Origin of the sequence: Pseudomonas sp. 14A, from assembly GCF_018132745.1 — a bacterium.
Classification (GTDB): Bacteria; Pseudomonadota; Gammaproteobacteria; order Pseudomonadales; family Pseudomonadaceae; genus Aquipseudomonas; species Aquipseudomonas mercuritolerans.
Window position 1 is genome coordinate 179,521 of sequence record NZ_JAGRQJ010000018.1, and the last position, 23,361, is coordinate 202,881.

The window sequence follows — 23,361 nt, forward strand, 5'->3', positions numbered from 1 at the left end:
CCCTACACCCCCTCTTCACTTGATCCTACCCCCACGCAGGCCTACTCTAGACCTCGCACAACCGTTTCACCCCTCCCCGCTGTCGCCATGCCGCTACTCCATTACAAGGAGGTTCTCGAATGTTCGATTTCCACCCCCAGCTCAAGCAGCGCTTTGCTGCCTTGCGCACGGGCGCTGAATTTTTTTCCCTGCGGTATGTGCGCGAGTCCGGGCAGTTTCTGTCGGTGCGCAAGAACGTCGCCGAACCGCCGAGCCTGAGCCGCGATGAAGGGGCGATGCTCACCGTGCGCGTCAATGGCGTCGAAGCCTACGCGGCGACCAACGACTTGTCGCAACAAGGCCTGCAAGCCGCGCTTGAACGCGCCGAACTGCAAGCCCGCCGGCTCAAGCCGCACGCCTTGCTCGACCTGCGCGAGCAGACGCTTTCCAGTGACCGCGCTGATTATTTTTCACCCAACCTCGAACAGCCCTTCCCGTCCCTGAGCGAATGCTTCGATCTGCTCGGTGCGGAGTCCGCCTCGGTGCCCAAGGATGAGCGCCTGGTCAATTGGCAGGTGAGCATCGGCATCACCCATGTCGAGCAGATCTACCTGAGCAGCGCCGGCGCCGAATTACGCCAGGCCCAGCGCTTCGTTTATCCGAGCCTCGACGTCACCGCCTACGACGGCAACGACAGCCAGACCCGCAGCCTCGGCCGCGAGAACTTCGGCCAGCAGGGTGGCGCCGATGTCATCAGCCGTTGCGGCCTGGTCGGTGCCGGTCCGCAAGTCGCCGATCAGGCCCTGCAACTGCTGCTCGCGCCGAACACCCCGCAAGGCCCGCGCGACCTGCTGCTGATGCCAGATCAGATGATGCTGCAGATCCACGAATCCATCGGTCACCCGCTGGAGCTTGACCGGATCCTTGGCGATGAGCGCAATTACGCCGGCACCAGTTTCGTCAAGACCAGCGATTTCGGCAGCCTGCAATACGGCTCCAACCTGCTCAACGTGACCTTCGATCCGGGCATTCCCGAAGAACTCGCCAGCTACGGCCATGACGACGACGGCACTGCGGCGAGCAAACAATTCCTGATTCGCGACGGCCTGCTGTTGCGGCCGCTGGGCGGAGCATTGTCGCAATATCGCGCCGGCCTCGACGGTGTTGCCAACAGCCGCGCCTGCGGCTGGAACCGGCCGCCGATCGACCGCATGGCCAACCTGAATATCGAGCCGGGCGATCAGACGCTGGAGCAGATGATCGGTGGTATCGAGCACGGCATCCTGATGAGCACCAATCGCTCGTGGTCGATCGACGATGCGCGCAACAAATTCCAGTTCGGCTGCGAATGGGGCCAGTTGATCGAGCATGGTGAACTTAAAGGCGTGGTGAAAAATCCCAACTACCGGGCCATTTCCGCGCACTTCTGGAAGAGCCTGCGCGCCGTCGGCGATGCCAACACCGTCAAGGTGCTGGGCACGCCGAACTGCGGCAAGGGCGAACCGAACCAGGTGATTCGCGTCGGCCACGCTTCGCCGGCCTGCGTATTCAGCAACATTGATGTGTTTGGGGGAGACGCCTGATGAGCATTTCGAAGCGTCAGTCCGACGCCTTCAAGGTCATGGTCAACTGGCTGCGCGACAGCGTGCGCGAGCCGGAACAGTTCACGCTCAGCTACGCCGCCGAAGCCTCGGCGTTCGTGCGCTTCAATCACGCCAAGGTGCGCCAGGCCGGGCAAGTGCAACAGGCCAACGTCGGCCTGAAACTGATCGACGACGGTCGCCACGCCGACCTGCAGATCACCTTGTCCGGGGATCAGGAAGCCGATCTGCAACGCCTCGCCGAGGGCCTGCAACAACTGCGCGAAACCCTGCCGCTGCTGCCGCAGGATCCGTACCTGCTGCTCAATCACAACAGCTGGCAGAGCACGCACGTACAAGCGCATCCGCTGCCGGATACCGAAGATGTCGTCGGGCAAATCTGCGCCGCCGCTGAAGGTCTGGATCTGGTCGGCTTCTATGCTGCCGGCCCGATCAGCCGCGGTTTCGCCAGCTCCGCCGGCGCGTTCGGCTGGCATGAAGCCAACAGTTTCAACTTCGACTTCAGCCTGTTCCATGAAAACGGCGAAGCGGTGAAGGCCAGCTACGCCGGGCACGACTGGAGCGACGAAGGGTTTGCCCGGCGTTTCGCCCAGGCCCGCGAACAGCTGGAGTTTCTCGGCCGACCGTTACGCACTTTGGCACCGGGACAGTACCGCGCCTATCTGGCACCAGCGGCGCTGGAAGAAATCATGGGCATGCTCAGTTGGGGCGGGTTCTCGGCCCAGTCGATCGCCAGCAAGAGCAGTCCGTTGCAGAAACTCTACGTCGGCGATCAGGCCTTCAGTCCGCTGGTGTCGCTGGATGAGAAAGTCAGCGAATCCCTGAGCCCGGCGTTTTCCGCCGAGGGATATCCGCGCAGCGATCTGCGTCTGATCATCGAAGGCCGGGCCGGTGATCAACTGGTCGGTTCGCGCAGCGCGGCGGAATACGGTCTGGCAGCCAACGGCGCGGGCGGTGGCGAGATGCCCAGTGCATTGAACATGGCCGCCGGTGATCTGTCGCAGCAAGAGATCCTCAAGCAGTTGGGCACCGGGCTGTACATCAGCAATCTGTGGTACCTGAACTACTCGGATCAACCGGCGGCGCGCATGACCGGCATGACCCGCTTCGCGACTTTCTGGGTGGAGAACGGCGAAATCCAGGCGCCGGTCAGCACCATGCGTTTCGACGACAGCGCCTACAACCTGCTCGGTTCGCAGCTGGAAGCGTTGACCACCGAGCGTGAATTGCTGCTGTCGGCGAGTACCTACAGCCAGCGCAATACCTCGTCATCGCTGTTGCCGGGGGCGCTGGTCAGCCGGTTGACCCTAACGCTGTAAAACAAAGATCCCCGGCACACAGGGGATCACCTGTTGGAATAGAAACTGTGGCGAGGGGATTTATCCCCGATGGACTGCGCAGCAGTCCCGCTTTTTTGGGGCCGCTGCGCGACCCAGCGGGGATAAATCCCCTCGCCACAGGGTTTCATGTTTGAACAAAAATCTGGATCAACCACCCACAAGAGGTTCCATGCCCAACCGCCCGCCTCTCGACGCCATCACCGCCCGCTGGTTGCCGTGGGTCGTCGCCATCGCATTCTTCATGCAGTCCCTCGACGGGACCATCCTCAACACCGCGCTGCCGGCCATGGCCAGCGATCTGGCCGAAGACCCGTTGCGCATGCAGGGTGTGATCATCGCCTACATGCTCACCGTGGCCCTGCTGATCCCGGCCTCCGGATGGATCGCCGACCGCTTCGGCACCAAGAAAATCTTCTTCGGCGCGATTCTGCTGTTCAGTTTCGGCTCGCTGCTCTGCGCCTTGTCCAGCAGCCTGAGCATGCTTATCGGTGCGCGGGTGATTCAGGGCCTCGGCGGTGCGCTGATGTTGCCGGTCGGGCGACTGGTGGTGCTGCGTGCCTACCCGCGCTCGGAACTGGTGCGGATCATGGGTTTCATCACCATTCCCGGCCTGCTCGGCCCGCTGATCGGCCCGACCATGGGCGGCTGGATGGTGGAATACGTGACGTGGCACTGGATCTTCCTGATCAATCTGCCGGTCGGGGTGATCGGCTGTTATGCGGTGTGGAAGTTCATTCCCGACCTGCGCGGCACGGAGCGCACGCGCTTCGATAGCCTCGGTTTTCTGCTGTTCGGCGCGGCGATGATCCTCATCACCATCGCCATGGAAGGTCTTGGCGAACTGCACCTGCCGCACCTGCGGGTGATGTTGCTGTTGTTCGCCGGCATGGCCTGTCTGGCGGCGTACTGGCTGCGCGCCGGGCACATCGACAATCCGTTGTTCGCGCCGTCATTGTTCAAGACCCGCACTTTCGCCGTCGGCATCCTCGGTAACCTGTTCGCGCGACTGGGCAGCGGCGCCCTGCCGTTTCTGGTACCGCTACTGCTGCAAGTGGCCTTGGGTTACTCGCCGTCGCAAGCCGGGATGAGCATGTTGCCGCTGGCCGCTGCGGCGATGATCGCCAAGTGGGTCGCGCGGCCGCTGATCGAACGCCTCGGCTATCGCATCGTGCTCACCGGCAACACGCTGGCGCTGGGGATCATGCTGGCGAGCATGGGTCTGGTCAGCGAGCAGACGCCGTACTGGCTGCTGCTGTGCCTGCTAGCCGTGCTGGGTGCTATCAACTCGCTGCAATTCACCGCGATGAATACGGTGACGCTGATCGACCTCGACGATGCCAGCGCCAGCAGCGGCAACAGTCTGCTGTCGGTGGTCGCGCAGTTGTCGCTGAGCCTCGGCGTGGCCTGCGCCGGTGCGCTGCTTGGTGGCTTCACTGCGAAGGTCGGCAACGATGGCGTGGAAACCGTACTCGGCGCGTTTCAGCTGACCTTCGTCACGGTCGGAGTGATGGCGATGCTGGCGGCGACGATCTTCTCGCAGCTGTCCAAGGAAGACGGCCGCCGGGCGAAACGGCCGCAGGAGCACATCGAACACTGATTGTGCTGAAGGACATCTGTGGCTGCTGAAAAACTTCCGTGGCGAGGGGATTTATCCCCGCTGGGTTGCGCAGCAGCCCCAAAAAGGTTGGATGCGGTCAGCCTGATGAATTGAGGTGGCAGGTATTGGGGGGTGCTGCGCACCCCAGCGGGGATAAATCCCCTCGCCACAGATACATCCGCCCGCCACGGGTCATCTTTGGACAGGAACCGCTCGCGGACATCGATTGAGTCGCTGTTCGTCCAGAACTGTCGAGGAAACTGGCAAGGGGCTGCTACACTGCGCGACATTTTGTTTTGCAGGCCAGTCCCGTGACCACCATCGCCACCGCTTTTAATACTCTGCCGCTGTCCGCCGCCATGCTGGCTAACCTCGAATCACTCGGTTATGCCCAGATGACGCCGATCCAGGCGCAGAGCTTGCCGGTGATCCTCAAGGGGATGGACCTTATCGCCCAGGCCAAGACCGGCAGCGGCAAGACCGCCGCATTCGGCATCGGCCTGCTCAACCCGATCAACCCGCGCTACTTCGGTTGCCAGGCGCTGGTGATCTGCCCGACCCGCGAGCTGGCCGACCAGGTGGCCAAGGAAGTCCGCCGTCTGGCCCGCGCCGAAGACAACATCAAGGTCCTGACCCTGTGCGGCGGCGTGTCGTTCGGCCCGCAGATCGCTTCGCTGGAACACGGCGCACACATCATCGTCGGCACCCCGGGGCGCATTCAGCAGCACTTGCGCAAGGGTTCGCTGGTGCTCGATGGCCTGAACACGCTGATCCTCGACGAAGCCGACCGCATGCTCGACATGGGTTTCTACGACGCCATCGAAGACATCATCATCAAGACCCCGGAGCGCCGCCAGACTCTGCTGTTCTCCGCGACCTACCCGGTGGGCATCAAGCAACTGGCCTCGAAATTCATGCGCGATCCGCAGACCGTCAAGGCTGAAGCCTTCCACGACGACACGCAGATCGAGCAGCGCTTCTACGAGATTTCCCCGGAAGAGCGCATGAGCGCGGTGACCAAAGTCCTGCACCACTTCCGTCCGGCGTCCTGCGTGGCGTTCTGCTTCACCAAGCAGCAGGTTCAGGAAACCGTCGATCACCTGACCGCCAAAGGTATTTCCGCCGTTGGACTGCACGGCGATCTGGAACAGCGTGACCGCGATCAGGTCCTGGCGATGTTCGCTAACCGCAGCACCTCGGTGCTGGTCGCCACCGACGTCGCCGCCCGTGGTCTGGACATCGATGCGCTGGACATGGTGATCAATGTCGAGCTGGCGCGCGATTCGGAAATCCACATCCACCGCGTCGGCCGTACCGGTCGCGCGGGCGAGAAAGGCATCGCCATCAGCCTGGTCGCGCCGTCCGAAGCTCATCGTGCGCAAGCCATCGAACAACTGCAGAAAGCGCCGCTGAACTGGGATCAGATCGACAACCTCAAGTCCCAGGGCCTGGCGCCGCTGCAACCGCCGATGACTACCCTGTGCATCGGCGCTGGCCGCAAAGACAAAGTGCGCCCTGGCGACATTCTTGGCGCACTGACCGGCGAAGCGGGCATTCCCGGTGCGCAGGTCGGCAAGATCGCGATCTTCGATTTCCAGGCCTACGTCGCTGTCGAGCGCACCGTGGCCATGCAGGCCTTGCAGCGCCTGAACGACGGCAAGATCAAGGGCCGCTCGTTGCGCGTACGTATTCTGTAAGCGATCTTCCATCCAGAGGAGATCCCCTGTGGGAGCGAGCCTGCTCGCGAATGCAATCTGTCAGTCGACATCATTGTTGAATGACACAACGCTTTCGCGAGCAGGCTCGCTCCCACAGTTTGTTTTGTAGCGACCCACCAAGAGGACACCGTTTTGCGCTCTACCGAAGTCGTGATCATTGGCGCTGGCGCCGCCGGCTTGATGTGTGCCCTGACCGCCGCCGGGCGCGGGCGTCAGGTGTTGCTGCTCGACCACGCGAACAAGGCCGGCAAGAAAATTCTCATGTCCGGCGGCGGTCGCTGCAATTTCACCAACATGTATACCGAACCGAGCAATTTCCTTTCGCAGAACCCGCATTTCTGCAAATCGGCGCTGGCGCGTTACACCCAGTGGGATTTCATCGGTCTGGTCGGCAAACATGGCGTGCCGTACCACGAGAAGAAACTCGGCCAGCTGTTCTGCGATAACAAATCCAGCGACATCCTCGGCATGCTCCTTGATGAATGCGATCAGGCCGGCGTCGAGCTGCACCTGGACACTTCGATCCAGACCATCGAAAAAACCGACAGCGGTTATCTGCTCGACACCACACTTGGTCAGGTTCAGTGCCAGTCTCTGGTGATCGCCACCGGCGGGCTGTCGATTCCGACCCTGGGCGCTACCGGATTCGGTTATCAAGTCGCCAAACAGTTCGGCCATGAGCTGCTGCCGACCCGCGCCGGGCTGGTGCCGTTCACCATTACCGACCAGCTCAAGGAGTTGTGCACAGAGCTGTCCGGCACCTCGGTGGATTGTCTGGTCAGCTGCAATGACCAGAGCTTTCGCGAGAACATCCTGTTCACTCACCGTGGCCTCAGCGGCCCGGCGATTCTGCAGATTTCTTCGTTCTGGGAGCCCGGCGACACGGTGGAAATCAACCTGCTGCCGGATCACGACGCGGCGAGCTGGCTGCAAGAGCAAGTCGCCGAGCGTCCGAACAGCGAGCTGAAGACTTTGCTTGGCGAGATCTTCACCAAGAAAATGGCCAATCTGCTGGCGGACAACTGGTTCGTTTCCAAACCAATGAAGCAGTACACCCACGCCGAACTCGGGGAGATTGCCGAGAAGCTCGGCAGCTGGAAAGTCGTGCCGGCGGGGACTGAGGGCTATCGCACGGCTGAGGTGACTCTGGGTGGCGTCGATACCCGCGAGGTGTCGTCCAAGACCATGGAATCGCTGAAAAGCCCCGGCCTGTACTTCATTGGTGAAGTGCTCGACGTCACCGGGCACCTGGGCGGCTTCAATTTCCAATGGGCCTGGGCCTCGGGTTACGCTGCGGCGCAGTACGCTTAACTCAAGGCTAAATACAAAACCCTGTGGGAGCGAGCCTGCTCGCGAATGCGGTGTACCAGTCGACATCAATGTTGAATGACACTCCGCTTTCGCGAGCAGGCTCGCTCCCACAATGGTTTGTGGTGTAAGTAAAAGGAACACTTTTTGCTGTCAGATGTGCTCGGCGCCATTGCGTCGGCGTCATTACTGGCTCAATTTAGCGGCATCGCCTCGGAAGGCCTTCGCACTTCATGTCCTCGACCTCGTTTCGTCAGTCTTTGCGGCGCCTGTGGGCGCTGGATAAATTCAGCTACAGCGTGCGGGTGTTCATCGCCCTGACCGGCAGCATGGCGCTGTGTTGGTATCAGGATGAAATGGGCCTGCTGATCCCGTTGTTCCTCGGCATCATCGCCAGCGCCCTGGCCGAGACCGACGACAGTTGGCAGGGCCGCCTCAACGCCCTCGCCGTGACGCTGGTGTGTTTCAGCATCGCCGCGCTGTCGGTGGAATTGCTTTTTCCCTACCCGATCATTTTTGCCGTAGCCCTGGCGCTGGCCAGTTTCGGCCTGACCATGCTCGGCGCACTGGGCGAGCGTTACGGCGCGATCGCCTCGGCGACGCTGATTCTCTCCGTGTACACGATGATCGGCGTCGATCAGCGCGGCGGCGCGGTTACCGATTTCTGGCATGAACCGATGCTGCTGGTCGCCGGCGCGGCGTGGTACGGCCTGCTCTCGGTCCTATGGCAGGCGCTGTTTTCCAATCAACCGGTGCAGCAAAGTCTGGCGCGGCTGTTCCGTGAACTGGGTCTTTACCTGAAGCTGAAATCCTCGCTGTTCGAGCCGATCCGGCAGATGGACGTCGAAGCCCGCCGCCTCGAACTGGCGCAGCAGAATGGCCGCGTGGTCGCCGCCCTGAACACGGCCAAGGAAATCATCCTGCACCGTGTCGGTAACGGCCGGCCCGGCTCGAAAGTCAGCCGTTATCTGAAGCTGTATTTCCTCGCTCAAGACATCCACGAACGCGCCAGCTCTTCGCACTACCCTTACAACGCGCTGGCCGAGGCGTTCTTCCACAGCGACGTGCTGTTCCGCTGCCAGCGCCTGCTGCGCCAGCAAGGCAAGGCCTGCCGGGCCTTGGCCGAGTCAATCCAGATGCGCCAGCCATTCATCTACGACGCCAGTTTCGCCGAAGCCCTGAACGACCTCCACGCCTCCCTCGAACACTTGCGCATCCAGAGCAACCCGGCATGGCGCGGCCTGCTGCGCTCGCTACGCGCACTGGCGGCCAACCTCGGCACCCTCGACCGGTTGCTCAGCGATGCCAGCAATCCTGACGCCTTGGCTGATGCTACCGACAGCAGCCTGCTCGACCGTTCACCGCGCAATCTCAAGGACGTGTGGATTCGCCTGCGCACGCAACTGACGCCGACTTCGCTGCTGTTCCGTCATGCCCTGCGCCTGCCGCTGGCACTGAGCATCGGCTACGGCATGGTGCACCTGATTCACCCGTCGCAAGGCTACTGGATCATTCTCACCACGCTGTTCGTCTGCCAGCCGAATTACGGCGCCACCCGGCGCAAACTCGGCCAGCGGATCATCGGCACGGCCATTGGCCTGACGGTGGCCTGGGCGCTGTTCGATCTGTTCCCCAACCCTGTGGTGCAATCGTGCTTCGCCATCGCTGCCGGTGTGGTGTTCTTTACCAATCGCACCACCCGCTACACCCTGGCGACGGCGGCGATCACCATCATGGTGCTGTTCTGCTTCAATCAGGTCGGCGATGGCTACGGGCTGTTTCTGCCACGGCTGTTCGATACGCTGTTGGGCAGCCTGATTGCCGGGCTGGCGGTGTTCCTGTTCCTGCCGGACTGGCAGGGTCGGCGCCTGAACAAAGTGCTGGCCAACACCCTGACCTGCAACAGCATCTACCTGCGCCAGATCATGCAGCAATACGCCGCCGGCAAGAGCGACGACCTCGCCTATCGACTCGCCCGACGCAACGCCCATAACGCCGATGCCGCACTGTCGACGACACTGGCGAACATGCTTATGGAGCCGGGGCATTTCCGTAAGGAGGCGGATGTCGGCTTCCGCTTCCTGGTGCTGTCGCACACCCTTCTCAGCTATTTGTCGGGGCTCGGCGCGCACCGTGAAACACAGTTGCCAGCGGAGGTGCGCGAGCATCTGATCGAAGGCGCCGGGGTGAAACTGGCGACCAGCATCGACGAAATCGCTCAAGGCCTTGCGAGCAAGCAGCCAATCGCGATTCAGAGTGATGAAGAAGAAGCGCTGGCCAATGAGCTGGAACAAATGCCGGATGAAATCGATGAAGGGCAGCGGTTGGTGCAGACGCAGCTGGCGCTGATTTGCCGGCAGTTAGGGCCGCTTCGGACATTGGCGGCGCATTTGATCAAGGACACTGCCGAAATCAGCGGCGCCTGAGACGACGCGTTCGCGAGCAGGCTCGCTCCCACAGGGTATGCATTTCAAATTGTGGGAGCGAGCCTGCTCGCGAAGAGGTCATTAGCCACAAAGAAAATGCCGGATCACCCTTCACATTCCATGCCGCCGCAATAACTTCTCATAAGTCCCGTCAGCCTTCATCGCTGCAATCGCCCGGTCAAACCCGGCGACGATCTGCTCATGCTGCGGGTTCTTCAGGCTGACCAGAATATGCAGGCTGTTCTCACTCAACGGCTTGGGTAGGAACTCCACCGAATTGCGCACCTTGGCCGATTCCCGCGCCAGGTAATACTTCGCTACGTACTCATCCTCAAGCGTCAGCTTGACCCGATCCGCCGCGAGCATGCGCACGCCCATGGCGAAGTTGTGCACAGGGACTTTCTGCATCGCCGTGTCGGCATCGAACGGTGCGGAATAGGCGTACCCGCGCACCACTGCAATCGGATAGGTGTGCAGTTGCTCGAGGCTGTTGTATTCAATAGGTGCGTCTTTACGCTTGAGGAAGCGGATGCGGTTGATCAGGTACTCACCGGAAAACTGGCCGATCTGCGTGCGCTCGTCGTTGTACCAGGCGTTGACCAGAACGTCGTAACGCCCCTCGCCAATTCCCAGCAATGCGCGCGCCCATGGCACTTGCTCGTAACCGCTGGCATAACCGGCGCGAGCCAGTGCGGTGCTGACAATGTCAGTGGCCAGGCCACCGTTGACCAGTGCATCGTCGGTAAATGGCGGCCAATTATCGAACGCCAGCCGCAGCTTCTGCGCCGCAGCATCCTGGCCGAGCACCAGCAGTCCGATCAAAGCAACGGCTTGAAGCAATCGCAGCATGCTTGAACATCCTCAGCGGGCAACCGCCCGACGTGGTTTCACGTCAAAACCCAAGGCCCCTTACCGGCAAAACCCAAGCATTGAACATTAGCTCATGGGAGCCAGTGGACAGTGCTCTGGAGCAGATTACACAAAGTCGCAGCCAGCGCGAGAAAGGAATAGTGGCATTTTGACCTTTATCACAGACTGTTGCGCCATACAGACATACGGCGCTGCTGCGCTTAGTATCGGGCGACATCGTCAAGGAATCGCAAAATGACAATCGAGTGGATCTGCAAACATCACAGCGATCTGGGCAAAGAGCAGTTGTACGCATTATTGAAGCTGCGCTCGGATGTGTTCGTGGTCGAACAGAAATGCGCCTATCCGGACCTCGACGGCCAGGATCTGGAGGGCGATACCCATCATCTGATGGGTTGGGAAGATGATCAGTTGATGGCATACCTGCGCCTGCTGGACCCGGAATCCCAAGGCGGCGACGTGGTGATTGGCCGGGTGATCACCGCCCCTGCCGGGCGTGGCAAGGGGCTGGGGCACGAGATGATGGAACAGGCACTGAAACAGGCCGAGAAGCACTGGCCGCAGGTTCCGATCTATCTGTCGGCGCAGGCGCATCTGCAGGGGTATTACGGTCGCTACGGGTTTGTCGTGGCGGGTGAAGAATATCTGGAGGATGGCATTCCTCACATCGGGATGCGTCGCGCCTGAACAGCCCCTCACCCTAACCCTCTCCCAGAGGGAGAGGGGACTAACCTTGGTGTCTTGGGCCATGCGGCGACCTGAAAAACAGTGTCGATTATGGATTCAACAGCATTCGCTCACGTCGGTGAAATTTTACAATTTCCCCCGATCGGCTCCCTCTCCCTCTGGGAGAGGGCTGGGGTGAGGGGCTTTTTCAGGGATACTCAAGAACAGCCTTGATCTGCCGCAAATTGCGTTCGATCCACCCGCGATCAATCGCTCCCCAATCGCGAATCCGATAGCGCCCGGCATGATTGCGCGCGCCCTCCTCCTGCTCGAATTCACAAACGATATCCAGATCGGCCAGCGCAGCAATCGTGTCCTGCGCCGTGCGTCGGGGCATGCCGGTGACTTCGGTCAGCGTCGGCACACTCGGCGCCAGGCCGCTATCGATCAGATAAGCCACGTACAAACGGCGATAGAAACTGCTTTTGGTCTTGCTGACGTCCATCCACACCTTCCTGATTGGTCAAGCCTGCATATCCCGCCACGTCAGGTACACGCGCAGATCGAACTCGATCTGGTGATACCCCGGCAGCATGTGCTCGCACAGTTTATAGAACGCCTTGTTGTGATCCGATTCCTTGAAGTGCGCCAGCTCGTGCACCACGATCATCTTCAGAAAATCCGGCGCGGCGTCCTTGAACAGCGCGGCGATGCGGATTTCCTTGTTGGCCTTGAGCTTGCCGCCCTGCACCCGCGAGACTGTGCTGTGCAGGCCGAGCGCGCGGTGGGTCAGGTCGAGGCGGTTGTCGAACAGCACTTTGTCGATGGCCGGCGCATTGCGCATGTACTGCTGCTTGAGCTCCAGCGCGTAGCTGTACAAGGCCTTGTCGCTTTGCACGTCATGCCGCCCCGAATAGCGTTGATCGAGGTAATCACCCAGTCGCCCTTCGGCAATCAGTTGGCGCACCTGATCCTGCAAACGCTCGGGGTAGGCCTGGAGGTACTTCAACACAGTCATGGACGGGCAGCACGGTTCGAAAAAAGGTGCGCCAGTGTAGCGAATTCAGCCAGGCAGCGCGCTCCAGTCGAACGGCTCGGCGAAGCGCACGGCGTCTTCGGCGATCAACGGCCGCGCGACGAGGAAGCCCTGCACGTATTCGCAGCCATGGGCTTGCAGCCACTGATATTGCTCGAGGGTTTCCACTCCTTCGGCAATCACCAGCAACCCGTATTGCTTGCACAGGTCGAGCACCATGCTCACCAGCGCCGCATCGCGTGGCGAGTCCGGCAGGCGCGCGATCAGGTGGCGGTCGAGCTTCAGCGTGTCCAGTTCCAGATCGCGCAGATGCGTCAGCGAGCAAGGCCCGGAACCGAAATCATCCAGTGCCACACGCACCCCGAGATGACGCAGCAAGCGTAGTTGCTTGCGGGTTTCGTCGGGGTTTTGCATCAACGCTTCTTCGGTGACCTCGACTTCCAGTTGCTGCGGTTGCAGCGCATGGCGTTCCATGACCTGACGCAATTCGGTGACCAGATTCGGCAGGCCGAACTGGGTGTTGCTCAGGCTCACGCCGAGCACCAGATCATCGGCAAACAGCGCTTCCCAGGCTTTGCGCTGGCCGGCGCCACGGTGGTAGATCCAGCTGCCGAGGCGACTGATCAGGCGCGCCTCTTCCAGCAACGGCAGAAACAACCCCGGCGGCACATCGCCGACGCTCGGGTGCTGCCAGCGCAGCAGCGCTTCGAACCCGCGAATCTGCCCGCTGCCGATCGCCACCTGCGGCTGATAGACCAGATTGAAATCACGATTCTCGATAGCCTCGCGTACGCTGTCTTCAAGCATCAGACGCGAACGTGCGCGGCCGTTCATTTCATGATCGTAGAAGCGATATTGCTGACGCCCGGCACGCTTGGCTTCGTACATGGCAATGTCCGAAGCGCGCAGCAAGCCGTCGAGGTTACGGCCACAGTCGGGATAAGTAGCGATGCCGATACTGGCGCCAAGGACGATATCCAGGCCTTCGATCTGCTGACAGACCGATACCCGTTCGATGAGTTTTTCGGCAATCTTCGCCGCTTGCTCGGGGAACTCCAGATCCAGCAGCGCGGTAAATTCATCGCCGCCCATGCGCGCGAGAATATCGAACGGCCGCAGGCACGCCTTCAATTGTTCGGAGACCCAACGCAACACGCGGTCGCCGGCGTCATGGCCGAGGGAATCATTGACCCGTTTGAAGCCATCGAGATCGAGGTAGAGCAGCACCCAGCTGCTGTCGCTGCGTTCGCCGCGCAACAACAGGTTTTCCACGGTCTGGTAGAACCCGCGCCGGTTGAGCAGGCCGGTCAGCGGATCGGTCACCGCCTGAAATTCCAATTGCTGGTGCAAATGACGCACCACCGACATGTCCAGCACCGTCACCACCATCGCGTGCTGCTCCGAGGGCAGCGGCGCGCAGGACAATGCCACCGGCACTTGCTGCCCCGGCGCAGTACGCAACAACGCATCATGCAGGCGCAGGGTTTCACCGCGCAGGTAACCGGCGTAGAACTCGGAATCGGCCCACAGGGGAATGTGTGGCTTCTGCAGGAAATCGAGAAACTCCTTGCCTTCCAGATCCTTCACCGGCGCATTGAGCAGTCGCGAAATCGCCGGGTTGGCAAAGCGGATCACGCCGTCCTCGCTCAATACCAGAATGCCTTCGGCGGCGTTGTCCAGCACCGAGGCATTGAAGGCGCGCGCCACTTCCAGGTCATGACTCAGGCGTTGCAAGGCACGGCGATTGCGCTGGTGCTCGAGCAGCGCCTGGACCTTGGGCTTGAGGATTTGCGGATCGAATGGCTTGAACAGGTAATCCACCGCGCCGCTGGCATAGCCCTTGATCACGGCGTCCTGGGATTGCTCGTTGGCGGTGAGGAAAATGATCGGCGTCAGCCGCGTGCGCTGGCTGCCGCGCATCAAGCGCGCGACCTCGAAACCGTCCATGCCGGGCATCTGCACATCGAGCAGGACCAGGTCGATGTCGTGTTCGAGCAAAAGGTTCAGCGCCTCGAAACCGGAGGCAGCGGTCATCACGTGCCAATCCTGACGCTGCAGCAACGCGCGCATGCTGATCAGGTTTTCGGGGTAATCATCGACGATCAAAAGGACCGAGCTGCCTTCACCTGGCTGGGGTTGCGCGCATTCCATGCTGCTTCTCTTATCGGGACCGGTTGCCGGCAAAACCATAGACGTACTGAGCCTTCACTCTAGTCGCGGATGCCGCAAAGCAGAAGCTGTCGTCACGCCATCATTTGGCCAATGTTCCGTCGAGCCGACTAACGGTCACCGCCACAGCCCCCGAAAACCGGGCGGGATGGCATTTCGACAGGACTTTGACGTCAACTAATCGCCGGACGGGCATTAACAAAAAATGCCGCTACGCTTATAAAGACGCCCGAAAACGCGCGGGCTAGAGCTTCTGGCACCGGCGTTCCGGATGAATTGATTGGAAGAACCGTCATGATCGACCTCGCAACCTGGAACCTCAGCGTTCCTGTTGGCAGCCCGCCGTACACCGTCGAAACCTCAAAACTGGTGGATGGCTTCAAGGATCAGTACTTCCATTCCGACACCGGAACCCTGTTCTTCTGGTCCCCGGTGACCGGCTCGAAAACCGAAAACGCCATCTACCCTCGTACCGAATTGCGCGAAACCTACAGCAACGGCACCCTGCGCAACTGGTACTACCCGGACGCCGACAACCTGCTGCGCGCCACCCTCGCGGTGAACAAAGTGCCGAGCTCGGGCAAGATCGTCATCGGCCAGATCCACGCGTATGAGAGCCAGCGGCCGATGGTCAAGCTCGAATACCAGTACAAGGAAAAAACCCAGACCGGCAATCTGGTGATCAAGGTGCGTATGCGCCCGGACGACGCCGAAAGCCGCGTCATCACCCTCGCCACCGGCGTCAAGCTCGATCGCGAATTCAACTACCTCATCCACTTGAGCCCCGGCGGTGCCCTGGGCGTGAGTGCGGCGGGGTATCAGTGGGACTCCCAAATCAGCGCGACCTGGCGCGACAAGCCGTTGTACTTCAAGGCTGGGGTTTATGTGCAGGACAACACTGGCTACACCAGTGAAGGTGGGCAGGTGACGTTTACCAAACTGGATATTGATCACGACAAATAGCTTACGTCCTCCTGTAAGAGCCACTGCGGGCTACGATCTTTTGATTGTTTTGGATGCTGAAAAGACAAATCGAAAGATCGCACCTCAGCGAGATCGGATTGACCTTCAAAATCCTTTCTGCATCACCGGACGTTCAATAACCGGATCTACAGCTCGGCGATCACAAAAAAAATAATACAGCGGAAGCCGTGATTACCGTTCTACCATCTAAGGACCAAGTCAAGAACTGCTCCTTTTTTTCTTGTAGTCAGACAATGCTCGACCATCGTCGAGCTGTTTGCCAGCAAAAATCAGGCGTTGCTGATCGGGTGAAATACCCTCTTTATCTTGAATTTTTGCTTTTACGTTTTCTATGGTGTCCAACGGCTCAGCATGCACCAGACCTATTGAATAATGTTAAATAGCATCTATGACCTTCATCGACAAAGGGACCGATAAAGGGGACACGCCGATACATCGAACTCCTCCAGTAACCCCGCAGATTATTTCACTGGCTCATCTCACAGATCAAAAAATTAAGTCCGCATGCATCATCCATAGCTAAAGATTATAAACAACTGTCATTTATATCAGGTTACCTGCGAGCCTTTCTTGCCTAACCTCATGAACGCAACAGGAGACAACCTATTTGACTTTAATACTCGAATGCAGAAGGTGAACATTATGAACACTTACAATGGCTTCGTATTCAACGCTAGTGAGCAACATGCCGCCACACTCAAATTTGACGATCTAGGCCAGCAAAACGGCAATATAAGTAAAGGCTACATGGACTATTGCGGACTCGATTTTATCGTCACTGGCACCTATACAAAACCCACCAGGTCTTTTAATCTTCAAGCGAAATCAGATGCCACGAAAAGAGATGAGCTTAACCATGGCCCAAGCTCTCTCTCGATCAAGATGAAATCGTCTGACGGGACCGACAGCTACTTGGAAGGTACGGTTAAAGTTGAATCAGGTGGGCCGAATGTCGGCCAGACCTACGGAATCAAATTCACAAGAAGCTGACTTTTTTATTACCGACAAAAATGGATAAATCAGTTAACCTCAACGTTTATCTCATCCTTCCGATGACGCGGATAGATCGCCTCCAGCGAGATCTGCTGAGTCTTCGAAGCATTATAAATTGCTCTTACTTTAAATCACTTCGTCAGGCGTAATATTTGCCGACAAAAAACCCGCCTATCGGCGGGTTTCTTTTAATCAGCTCAACACTCAGGCTTAGTTGACCTTCGCGTTCAACTCACCCTTCAGATAACGCTGGTACATCGCTTCCAGGGAGATCGGTTTGATCTTCGAAGCATTACCGGCAGTACCGAACGCCTCATAACGAGCGATACACACATCGCGCATTGCGGTCACAGTGGCGCCGAAGAATTTACGTGGGTCGAATTCGCTCGGGTTGGTGGCCATCAGGCGGCGCATGGCGCCGGTGGAGGCCAGGCGCAGGTCGGTGTCGATGTTGACCTTGCGCACGCCGTGCTTGATGCCTTCGACGATTTCTTCAACCGGTACGCCGTAGGTTTCTTTGATGTCGCCGCCGTACTGGTTGATGATCGCCAGCCACTCTTGTGGCACGGAGGACGAACCGTGCATCACCAGGTGAGTGTTCGGGATGCGCTTGTGGATTTCCTTGATGCGGTCGATCGCCAGCACGTCGCCGGTGGGTGGCTTGGTGAACTTGTAGGCGCCGTGGCTGGTGCCGATGGCGATGGCCAGGGCGTCGACCTGGGTGCGCTTGACGAAGTCAGCGGCTTCTTCCGGGTCGGTCAGCATCTGGCTGTGATCCAGAACGCCTTCGGCGCCGATGCCGTCTTCTTCACCGGCCATACCGGTTTCCAGCGAACCCAAGCAGCCCAGCTCGCCCTCTACCGAAACGCCGCAGGCGTGGGCCATGGCCACGGTTTGTTGGGTAACGCGGACGTTGTAGTCGTAGTCGGTCGGGGTCTTGCCGTCTTCGCCCAGCGAGCCGTCCATCATCACCGAGCTGAAGCCCAGTTGAATCGAACGCTGGCAGACGTCAGGGCTGGTGCCGTGGTCCTGGTGCATGCACACCGGGATGTGCGGGAATTCTTCGATCGCGGCCAGGATCAGGTGACGCAGGAATGGCGCGCCGGCGTATTTGCGGGCGCCGGCCGAAGCCTGGACGATCACCGGGGAGTCAGTCTTGTCAGCGGCTTCCATGATGGCGCGCATCTGCTCAAGGTTGTTGACGTTGAAGGCTGGAACGCCGTAGCCGAACTCGGCTGCGTGGTCCAGCATCTGGCGCATGCTGATAAGTGCCATTGTGTGTGTCTCTCCCGGTTGAGGGTCGTTGATCGTGCCAGCCTGCCGGAGCGGCGGCGGCTATTCAAGTTAATGCAGATCGGGGGTTGAGGCCCGGTCTGGTGATTCGGTGTTACCAAAACTGTGTGAACAACAGAGAACCCCTGTGGGAGCGAGCCTGCTCGCGAAAGCGGTCTGACAGACACTGCATCATCGACGGCAAGATTGCTTTCGCGAGCAGGCTCGCTCCCACATTTGGATCTTTGTACATCAATTCAATCGTGTTACTCGGCCTTGCAACCACGGCCAATCAGGTCATTGGTGGCGACCCAGTACACCAGGCCTTCGTCACCCTTGACGTGAAACGCCAGCATGCCATCGCTGTACAGCGTGCCCGAGGCGCCCGGCTCTTCTTTCAGGCGATAGACCTGATCACCGCCGCCGAGGCGAACGTCGACTTCCTTCTGGCCGGCATCGGCGTAACGCCACAACACCTTGGCCTGGCTGTCGCAGGTCCAGGTCGTCCAGTTGTCTGCCGGGGCCGACGACTGAAACAGGTTCAACTGCGCGCAACCACCCAACAATGCCAACGCCGCAACGGCGATCAAGCCTTTCATCCGTGTTCCTCGACTGACGACGCACGCCGCCAGCCCTGAGTTAAAGAGTCAGACCCGTCAAGGACAACCATGTTCCTTGACCGGGGTTTGCGTCTCGTATTTGTCCAGGCCGTCCGGGCCCGAGCGCTTGTTCAGCACCGGGTTGGTTTCGGCCTGCCAGTCGGCCTGATAACAGCCCTTCTGCGGCTCGCTCGGTGCTGGCGTCGCGTCAGCCTTCGGGGTGCTCCCGCAGGCCGCCAGCGTACCGGTCAGCAACAACAGCGCTAACGACTTGACCATGTGAACACTCCTTTGCCTGGCCAAACGGGCGGCCTCAGGCCTTGGCCCGGCTTTCCAGGACTTCAACGGCAGGCAGCACCTTGCCTTCGACGAATTCGAGGAACGCGCCACCACCGGTGGAAATGTAGGAGATCTGCTCAGCCACGCCATATTTATCGATCGCCGCCAGGGTGTCGCCACCGCCGGCAATGGAGAATGCCGAGCTTTCAGCGATAGCCTGGGCCAGCACTTTGGTGCCGTTACCGAACTGATCGAACTCGAACACGCCAACCGGGCCGTTCCACAGAATGGTTTTCGACGACTTCAGCAGCTCGGCGAAGTTGGCTGCGGTTTGTGGGCCGATGTCGAGAATCATGTCGTCAGCCGCAACATCAGCGATCAGCTTCACAGTCGCTTCAGCGCTTTCGGCAAATTCCTTGGCGACCACGACGTCAACCGGCAACGGCACGCTGACTTTCGCCGCGATTTCACGGGCGGTGTCGAGCAGGTCCGGTTCGTACAGCGATTTGCCAACCGGGTGGCCGGCGGCAGCGAGGAAGGTGTTGGCGATGCCGCCGCCGACGATCAGTTGATCGCAGATCTGGCTCAGGCTGTTGAGTACGTCGAGCTTGGTCGAGACCTTGGAGCCGGCAACAATGGCCGCCATTGGCTTGGCCGGTGCGCCCAGGGCTTTGCCCAGTGCGTCCAGTTCAGCGGCCAGCAACGGGCCAGCGGCAGCGACTTTGGCGAACTTGGCTACACCATGGGTCGAACCTTCGGCGCGGTGAGCAGTGCCGAAAGCGTCCATCACGAACACGTCGCACAGGGCCGCGTATTGCTGGGCCAGGTCGTCGGCGTTCTTTTTCTCGCCCTTGTTGAAGCGCACGTTTTCGAACAGCACGATGTCGCCAGCCTTGACCTCGACACCGCCGAGGTAGTCAGCCACCAGCGGCACTTCGCGGCCGAGCGCCTTGCTCAGGTAGTCGGCAACAGGTTTCAGGCTGTTCTCGGCGGAGAATTCGCCTTCGGTAGGACGGCCCAAGTGCGAGCAGACCATCACTGCCGCGCCTTTTTCCAGGGCCAGCTTGATGGTCGGCAGCGAAGCCAGGATGCGCGCGTCGCTGGTGACAACACCGTCCTTGACGGGGACGTTGAGGTCTTCGCGGATCAATACGCGCTTACCTTGCAGATCGAGGTCGGACATCTTCAACACGGTCATGGGTCGCACTTCCTACGGTTTTTTTGAAGTTGCTGTTTGCAGATAGTGGTCTGCAACGTCCAGCATTCGGTTGGCAAAACCCCATTCGTTGTCGAACCAGGCCAGGATGTTCACCAGTTTGGGGCCGGAGACACGGGTCTGACTGGCATCGACGATGGCCGAATGTGGGTCATGGTTGAAATCACAGCTGGCGTGCGGCAACTCGGTGTAGGCCAAAAGGCCTTTGAGCGGGCCGCTGGTGGCGGCTTCGCGCAGGATCCGGTTGACCTCATTGGCGTCAGTCGCGGTGGCGGTCTGCATCGTGATGTCGAGGCAGGACACGTTGACTGTCGGCACGCGCACGGCTTTGGCCTGAATTCGCCCGGCAAGTTCCGGCAGCAGGCGCTCGATACCGCGTGCCAGACCAGTGGACACCGGGATCACCGACTGGAACGCCGAACGCGTGCGGCGCAGGTCTTCGTGGTGATAAGCGTCGATCACTGGCTGATCGTTCATTGCCGAGTGAATCGTGGTGATCGACACGTAATCCAGACCGATCGCCTGATCGAGCAGACGCAGCAGCGGCACGCCGCAGTTGGTGGTGCAGGAGGCGTTGGACACCAGCAGTTCATCGCCGGTCAGGCAGTCCTGATTGACGCCGTAGACGATGGTGGCGTCGACATCCGCTTCGCTGGCCATCGGCTGCGAGAACAGCACGCGCGGTGCGCCGGCGTCGAGAAACCGCTGGCCATCGGCACGGGTGTGGTAAGCGCCAGAGCACTCAAGCACCAGATCGACGCCCAGCGACGCCCAATCGATGCCTTCAGGGGTGGCACTGCGCAAGACCTTCACGCAGTCGCCATTGATATGCAGACAATCGCCCTCAACCCGCACTTCGCCGGGAAAGCGGCCGTGGGTGGAGTCGAAGCGTGTCAGGTATTCGATGCTGGCCATGTCGGCCAGATCGTTGATCGCGACAATTTCAAACCCGGCCTGCGCGCCGCGCTCGAACAACGCCCGCAAGACGCAACGACCAATGCGGCCGTAGCCGTTGAGTGCAACTTTGTAGGGACGCGGTTGAGGCATGGGGTTCTCGATTACCGTGGTGAATCATGCAGTGCGATATTGCCTGAACCAGCGCTTTCGCGAGCAGGCTCGCTCCCACATTGGAATGCATTTCCCTGTGGGAGCGAGCCTGCTCGCGAAGGCGTCAGCCCGGACAACATAACTGTCAGATTTAATCTTCCAGCAGCTCTTCAGCCTGACCGAGGATGTTTTCCAGGGTAAAACCGAACTCTTCGAACAATGCCGAAGCCGGCGCCGACTCACCGTAGGTGGTCATGCCGATCACGCGACCTTCCAGACCCACGTACTTGAACCAGAAGTCGGCATGGGCGGCTTCGATGGCGATACGTGCGCTGACCTGCAACGGCAGAACCGACTGCTTGTACTCCGCATCCTGAGCATCGAACGCGCTGGTGCACGGCATGGACACCACGCGAACCTTGCGGCCCTGCTCGGTCAGTTTGTCGAAGGCTTGAACCGCCAGACCGACTTCCGAACCGGTGGCGATCAGGATCAGCTCAGGCTCGCCTGCGCAATCCTTGAGCACATAACCGCCACGGCTGATGTTGGCAATCTGCCCAGCGTCGCGTTCCTGATGTTGCAGGTTCTGCCGCGAGAAGATCAGCGCCGACGGGCCGTCCTTGCGCTCCAGAGCGTTTTTCCAGGCCACTGCCGATTCCACGGCATCGGCTGGACGCCAGGTGTCGAGGTTCGGCGTGCTGCGCAGGCTGGTCAGTTGCTCGATCGGCTGGTGCGTCGGGCCGTCTTCGCCCAGACCGATGGAGTCGTGGGTGTAGACGTGGATCACGCGCTTCTTCATCAAAGCCGACATACGTACGGCGTTGCGTGCGTATTCCATGAACATCAGGAACGTCGCGCCGTAAGGCACCAGACCGCCGTGCAGGGCGACGCCGTTCATGATCGCGGTCATGCCGAACTCGCGCACGCCGTAGTACATGTAGTTGCCGCTGGCATCTTCAGCGCTGACGCCTTTGCAGCCTTTCCACAGGGTCAGGTTGGAGCCGGCGAGGTCAGCCGAACCGCCGAGCATTTCCGGCAGCAGTGGGCCGAAGGCGTTGAGGGTGTTCTGGCTGGCTTTGCGGCTGGCGATGGTTTCGCCCTTGGCCGCGACTTCGGCGATGTAGGCCGAGGCTTTTTCCGAGAAGTCGGCCGGCAGCTCGCCGCTCAGACGGCGGATCAGCTCGTTGGCTTCAGTCGGGAATGCAGCGGAGTAAGCGGCGAAACGCTGATCCCACTCGGCTTCGACCGCGCGGCCAGCTTCCTTGGCGTCCCACTCGGCATAGATCTCGGCCGGGATTTCGAACGGGCCGTGGTTCCAGTTCAGCGCCTGACGGGTCAGGGCGATTTCCGCGTCACCCAGTGGGGCGCCGTGGCAGTCTTCCTTGCCCTGCTTGTTCGGCGAACCGAAACCGATGGTGGTCTTGCAGCAGATCAGGGTCGGCTGGGCGCTCTTGCGCGCGGTTTCGATGGCGGTCTTGATCTCTTCCGGATCGTGGCCGTCGACGTTGCGGATCACCTGCCAGTTGTAGGCTTCGAAACGCTTCGGCGTGTCATCGGTGAACCAGCCTTCGACTTCGCCGTCGATGGAAATGCCGTTGTCATCGTAGAAGGCGATCAGCTTGCCCAGGCCCAGCGTGCCGGCCAGAGAGGCGACTTCGTGGGAAATGCCTTCCATCATGCAGCCATCACCGAGGAACACATAGGTGTGGTGGTCAACGATGTTGTGGCCGGGACGGTTGAACTGCGCCGCCATGACTTTTTCCGCCAAGGCGAAACCGACGGCGTTGGCCAGGCCCTGACCCAGCGGACCAGTGGTGGTTTCAACGCCCGGGGTGTAACCGAATTCCGGGTGGCCTGGAGTGCGGCTGTGCAGTTGACGGAACTGCTTGAGGTCGTCGATCGACAGGTCGTAGCCGGTCAGGTGCAGCAGCGAGTAGATCAACATCGAGCCGTGGCCGTTGGACAGCACGAAGCGGTCACGGTCGGCGAACGACGGGTTGCTCGGGTTGTGCTTGAGGTAGTCGCGCCACAGCACTTCGGCAATATCTGCCATACCCATAGGGGCACCGGGATGGCCGCTGTTGGCTTTTTGCACGGCATCCATGCTGAGGGCACGAATGGCGTTGGCACGCTCACGACGGCTAGGCATCGCTGATCTCCTGGGTGTGAATAGACTGAAACGGAAAAAAGGAGGGCATTTTCCCTCACCCATGCGCCTCGGGGCAATGACAGATAGTCATCGGCAGGCGTTTTTCCAATCG

The 23,361-nt window shown here is 60.2% G+C and carries 19 protein-coding genes and 1 pseudogene; 10 read left to right on the forward strand and 10 right to left on the reverse strand.

Annotated features, from left to right (window positions below):
• Nucleotides 1-119: 119 nt before the first annotated feature.
• From PS14A_RS23385 to yccS, 7 genes and pseudogenes are all read left to right on the forward strand, one after another.
• On the forward strand, nucleotides 120-1,562 hold the full coding sequence (locus PS14A_RS23385; RefSeq protein WP_130911670.1) for a TldD/PmbA family protein: 1,443 nt from the start codon (nucleotides 120-122) through the stop codon (nucleotides 1,560-1,562).
• A complete protein-coding gene (locus tag PS14A_RS23390; protein ID WP_024014611.1) occupies nucleotides 1,562-2,899 on the forward strand; it encodes a TldD/PmbA family protein in 1,338 nt (445 codons plus the stop codon). Before PS14A_RS23385 ends, PS14A_RS23390 begins: the two co-directional genes overlap by 1 nt.
• Nucleotides 2,900-3,089: 190 nt before the next feature.
• Nucleotides 3,090-4,517, forward strand: coding sequence for a multidrug transporter subunit MdtD (mdtD, locus tag PS14A_RS23395; protein WP_126367196.1), 1,428 nt, complete (start codon nucleotides 3,090-3,092; stop codon nucleotides 4,515-4,517).
• A 311-nt stretch (nucleotides 4,518-4,828) separates the two neighbouring features.
• Nucleotides 4,829-6,214 (forward strand): ATP-dependent RNA helicase DbpA, encoded by a 1,386-nt coding sequence (gene dbpA / locus PS14A_RS23400; protein WP_024014613.1) that lies wholly within the window; start codon nucleotides 4,829-4,831, stop codon nucleotides 6,212-6,214.
• 153 nt (nucleotides 6,215-6,367) lie between these two features.
• On the forward strand, nucleotides 6,368-7,546 hold the full coding sequence (locus PS14A_RS23405) for an NAD(P)/FAD-dependent oxidoreductase (protein WP_212617327.1): 1,179 nt from the start codon (nucleotides 6,368-6,370) through the stop codon (nucleotides 7,544-7,546).
• An 11-nt stretch (nucleotides 7,547-7,557) separates the two neighbouring features.
• Nucleotides 7,558-7,659 (forward strand): annotated as a pseudogene (locus tag PS14A_RS26855) (metal ABC transporter ATP-binding protein); the annotation flags it as partial.
• A 117-nt stretch (nucleotides 7,660-7,776) separates the two neighbouring features.
• Nucleotides 7,777-9,969, forward strand: coding sequence for a YccS family putative transporter (gene yccS, locus PS14A_RS23410; RefSeq protein ID WP_110603548.1), 2,193 nt, complete (start codon nucleotides 7,777-7,779; stop codon nucleotides 9,967-9,969).
• A gap of 111 nt (nucleotides 9,970-10,080) precedes the next feature.
• Here yccS and PS14A_RS23415 read toward each other — a convergent pair whose 3' ends face one another.
• Nucleotides 10,081-10,818: a transporter substrate-binding domain-containing protein gene (locus PS14A_RS23415; RefSeq protein WP_071173870.1), complete on the reverse strand. Its 738-nt coding sequence runs from the start codon at nucleotides 10,816-10,818 to the stop codon at nucleotides 10,081-10,083.
• A gap of 255 nt (nucleotides 10,819-11,073) precedes the next feature.
• Here PS14A_RS23415 and PS14A_RS23420 point away from each other — a divergent pair, with 255 nt between their 5' ends.
• Nucleotides 11,074-11,526, forward strand: coding sequence for a GNAT family N-acetyltransferase (locus tag PS14A_RS23420; protein ID WP_212617328.1), 453 nt, complete (start codon nucleotides 11,074-11,076; stop codon nucleotides 11,524-11,526).
• A gap of 187 nt (nucleotides 11,527-11,713) precedes the next feature.
• On the opposite strand, the gene PS14A_RS23425 is transcribed toward PS14A_RS23420, so the two are convergent.
• From PS14A_RS23425 to PS14A_RS23435, 3 genes are read right to left on the reverse strand one after another with little or no spacing between them, the layout of a single operon-like run.
• A complete protein-coding gene (locus tag PS14A_RS23425; protein WP_137214277.1) occupies nucleotides 11,714-12,010 on the reverse strand; it encodes a winged helix-turn-helix domain-containing protein in 297 nt (98 codons plus the stop codon).
• Between the two features lie 18 nt (nucleotides 12,011-12,028).
• Entirely contained in the window at nucleotides 12,029-12,523 is a 495-nt protein-coding gene (locus PS14A_RS23430) for a M48 family metallopeptidase (protein ID WP_130911665.1), read from the reverse strand.
• A 45-nt stretch (nucleotides 12,524-12,568) separates the two neighbouring features.
• A complete protein-coding gene (locus tag PS14A_RS23435; RefSeq protein ID WP_130911664.1) occupies nucleotides 12,569-14,692 on the reverse strand; it encodes an EAL domain-containing protein in 2,124 nt (707 codons plus the stop codon).
• 312 nt (nucleotides 14,693-15,004) lie between these two features.
• Between PS14A_RS23435 and PS14A_RS23440 the strand changes: the two genes are divergently transcribed.
• Nucleotides 15,005-15,673 (forward strand): polysaccharide lyase family 7 protein, encoded by a 669-nt coding sequence (locus tag PS14A_RS23440; RefSeq protein WP_016772792.1) that lies wholly within the window; start codon nucleotides 15,005-15,007, stop codon nucleotides 15,671-15,673.
• A 663-nt stretch (nucleotides 15,674-16,336) separates the two neighbouring features.
• Nucleotides 16,337-16,684: a hypothetical protein gene (locus PS14A_RS23450; protein ID WP_212617329.1), complete on the forward strand. Its 348-nt coding sequence runs from the start codon at nucleotides 16,337-16,339 to the stop codon at nucleotides 16,682-16,684.
• A gap of 213 nt (nucleotides 16,685-16,897) precedes the next feature.
• Here PS14A_RS23450 and fba read toward each other — a convergent pair whose 3' ends face one another.
• The 6 genes from fba to tkt all read right to left on the reverse strand — a co-directional run bounded on the left by fba (nucleotide 16,898) and on the right by tkt (nucleotide 23,249).
• Nucleotides 16,898-17,962 (reverse strand): class II fructose-bisphosphate aldolase, encoded by a 1,065-nt coding sequence (fba, locus tag PS14A_RS23455; protein ID WP_008081027.1) that lies wholly within the window; start codon nucleotides 17,960-17,962, stop codon nucleotides 16,898-16,900.
• Between the two features lie 263 nt (nucleotides 17,963-18,225).
• Complete coding sequence (locus tag PS14A_RS23460; protein WP_071173874.1) at nucleotides 18,226-18,558, reverse strand: MliC family protein; 333 nt, start codon at nucleotides 18,556-18,558, stop codon at nucleotides 18,226-18,228.
• A 57-nt stretch (nucleotides 18,559-18,615) separates the two neighbouring features.
• A complete protein-coding gene (locus PS14A_RS23465) occupies nucleotides 18,616-18,837 on the reverse strand; it encodes a hypothetical protein (RefSeq protein ID WP_016772786.1) in 222 nt (73 codons plus the stop codon).
• A 34-nt stretch (nucleotides 18,838-18,871) separates the two neighbouring features.
• Nucleotides 18,872-20,035, reverse strand: coding sequence for a phosphoglycerate kinase (locus PS14A_RS23470; RefSeq protein WP_016772785.1), 1,164 nt, complete (start codon nucleotides 20,033-20,035; stop codon nucleotides 18,872-18,874).
• Between the two features lie 12 nt (nucleotides 20,036-20,047).
• Entirely contained in the window at nucleotides 20,048-21,100 is a 1,053-nt protein-coding gene (gene epd, locus PS14A_RS23475) for an erythrose-4-phosphate dehydrogenase (RefSeq protein WP_130911661.1), read from the reverse strand.
• Nucleotides 21,101-21,251: 151 nt separating this feature from the next.
• On the reverse strand, nucleotides 21,252-23,249 hold the full coding sequence (gene tkt, locus PS14A_RS23480) for a transketolase (RefSeq protein WP_212617330.1): 1,998 nt from the start codon (nucleotides 23,247-23,249) through the stop codon (nucleotides 21,252-21,254).
• Nucleotides 23,250-23,361: the final 112 nt, after the last annotated feature.

What these genes read in the sequence shown, in the direction of transcription:
- PS14A_RS23385 (WP_130911670.1), top strand. Translation starts at nt 120, where the DNA reads ATGTTCGATTTCCACCCCCAGCTCAAGCAGCGCTTTGCTGCCTTGCGC.
- PS14A_RS23390 (WP_024014611.1), top strand. Translation starts at nt 1,562, where the DNA reads ATGAGCATTTCGAAGCGTCAGTCCGACGCCTTCAAGGTCATGGTCAAC.
- mdtD (WP_126367196.1), top strand. Translation starts at nt 3,090, where the DNA reads ATGCCCAACCGCCCGCCTCTCGACGCCATCACCGCCCGCTGGTTGCCG.
- yccS (WP_110603548.1), top strand. Translation starts at nt 7,777, where the DNA reads ATGTCCTCGACCTCGTTTCGTCAGTCTTTGCGGCGCCTGTGGGCGCTG.
- PS14A_RS23415 (WP_071173870.1), bottom strand. Translation starts at nt 10,818, where the DNA reads ATGCTGCGATTGCTTCAAGCCGTTGCTTTGATCGGACTGCTGGTGCTC.
- PS14A_RS23420 (WP_212617328.1), top strand. Translation starts at nt 11,074, where the DNA reads ATGACAATCGAGTGGATCTGCAAACATCACAGCGATCTGGGCAAAGAG.
- PS14A_RS23425 (WP_137214277.1), bottom strand. Translation starts at nt 12,010, where the DNA reads ATGGACGTCAGCAAGACCAAAAGCAGTTTCTATCGCCGTTTGTACGTG.
- PS14A_RS23430 (WP_130911665.1), bottom strand. Translation starts at nt 12,523, where the DNA reads ATGACTGTGTTGAAGTACCTCCAGGCCTACCCCGAGCGTTTGCAGGAT.
- PS14A_RS23435 (WP_130911664.1), bottom strand. Translation starts at nt 14,692, where the DNA reads ATGGAATGCGCGCAACCCCAGCCAGGTGAAGGCAGCTCGGTCCTTTTG.
- PS14A_RS23440 (WP_016772792.1), top strand. Translation starts at nt 15,005, where the DNA reads ATGATCGACCTCGCAACCTGGAACCTCAGCGTTCCTGTTGGCAGCCCG.
- PS14A_RS23450 (WP_212617329.1), top strand. Translation starts at nt 16,337, where the DNA reads ATGAACACTTACAATGGCTTCGTATTCAACGCTAGTGAGCAACATGCC.
- fba (WP_008081027.1), bottom strand. Translation starts at nt 17,962, where the DNA reads ATGGCACTTATCAGCATGCGCCAGATGCTGGACCACGCAGCCGAGTTC.
- PS14A_RS23460 (WP_071173874.1), bottom strand. Translation starts at nt 18,558, where the DNA reads ATGAAAGGCTTGATCGCCGTTGCGGCGTTGGCATTGTTGGGTGGTTGC.
- PS14A_RS23465 (WP_016772786.1), bottom strand. Translation starts at nt 18,837, where the DNA reads ATGGTCAAGTCGTTAGCGCTGTTGTTGCTGACCGGTACGCTGGCGGCC.
- PS14A_RS23470 (WP_016772785.1), bottom strand. Translation starts at nt 20,035, where the DNA reads ATGACCGTGTTGAAGATGTCCGACCTCGATCTGCAAGGTAAGCGCGTA.
- epd (WP_130911661.1), bottom strand. Translation starts at nt 21,100, where the DNA reads ATGCCTCAACCGCGTCCCTACAAAGTTGCACTCAACGGCTACGGCCGC.
- tkt (WP_212617330.1), bottom strand. Translation starts at nt 23,249, where the DNA reads ATGCCTAGCCGTCGTGAGCGTGCCAACGCCATTCGTGCCCTCAGCATG.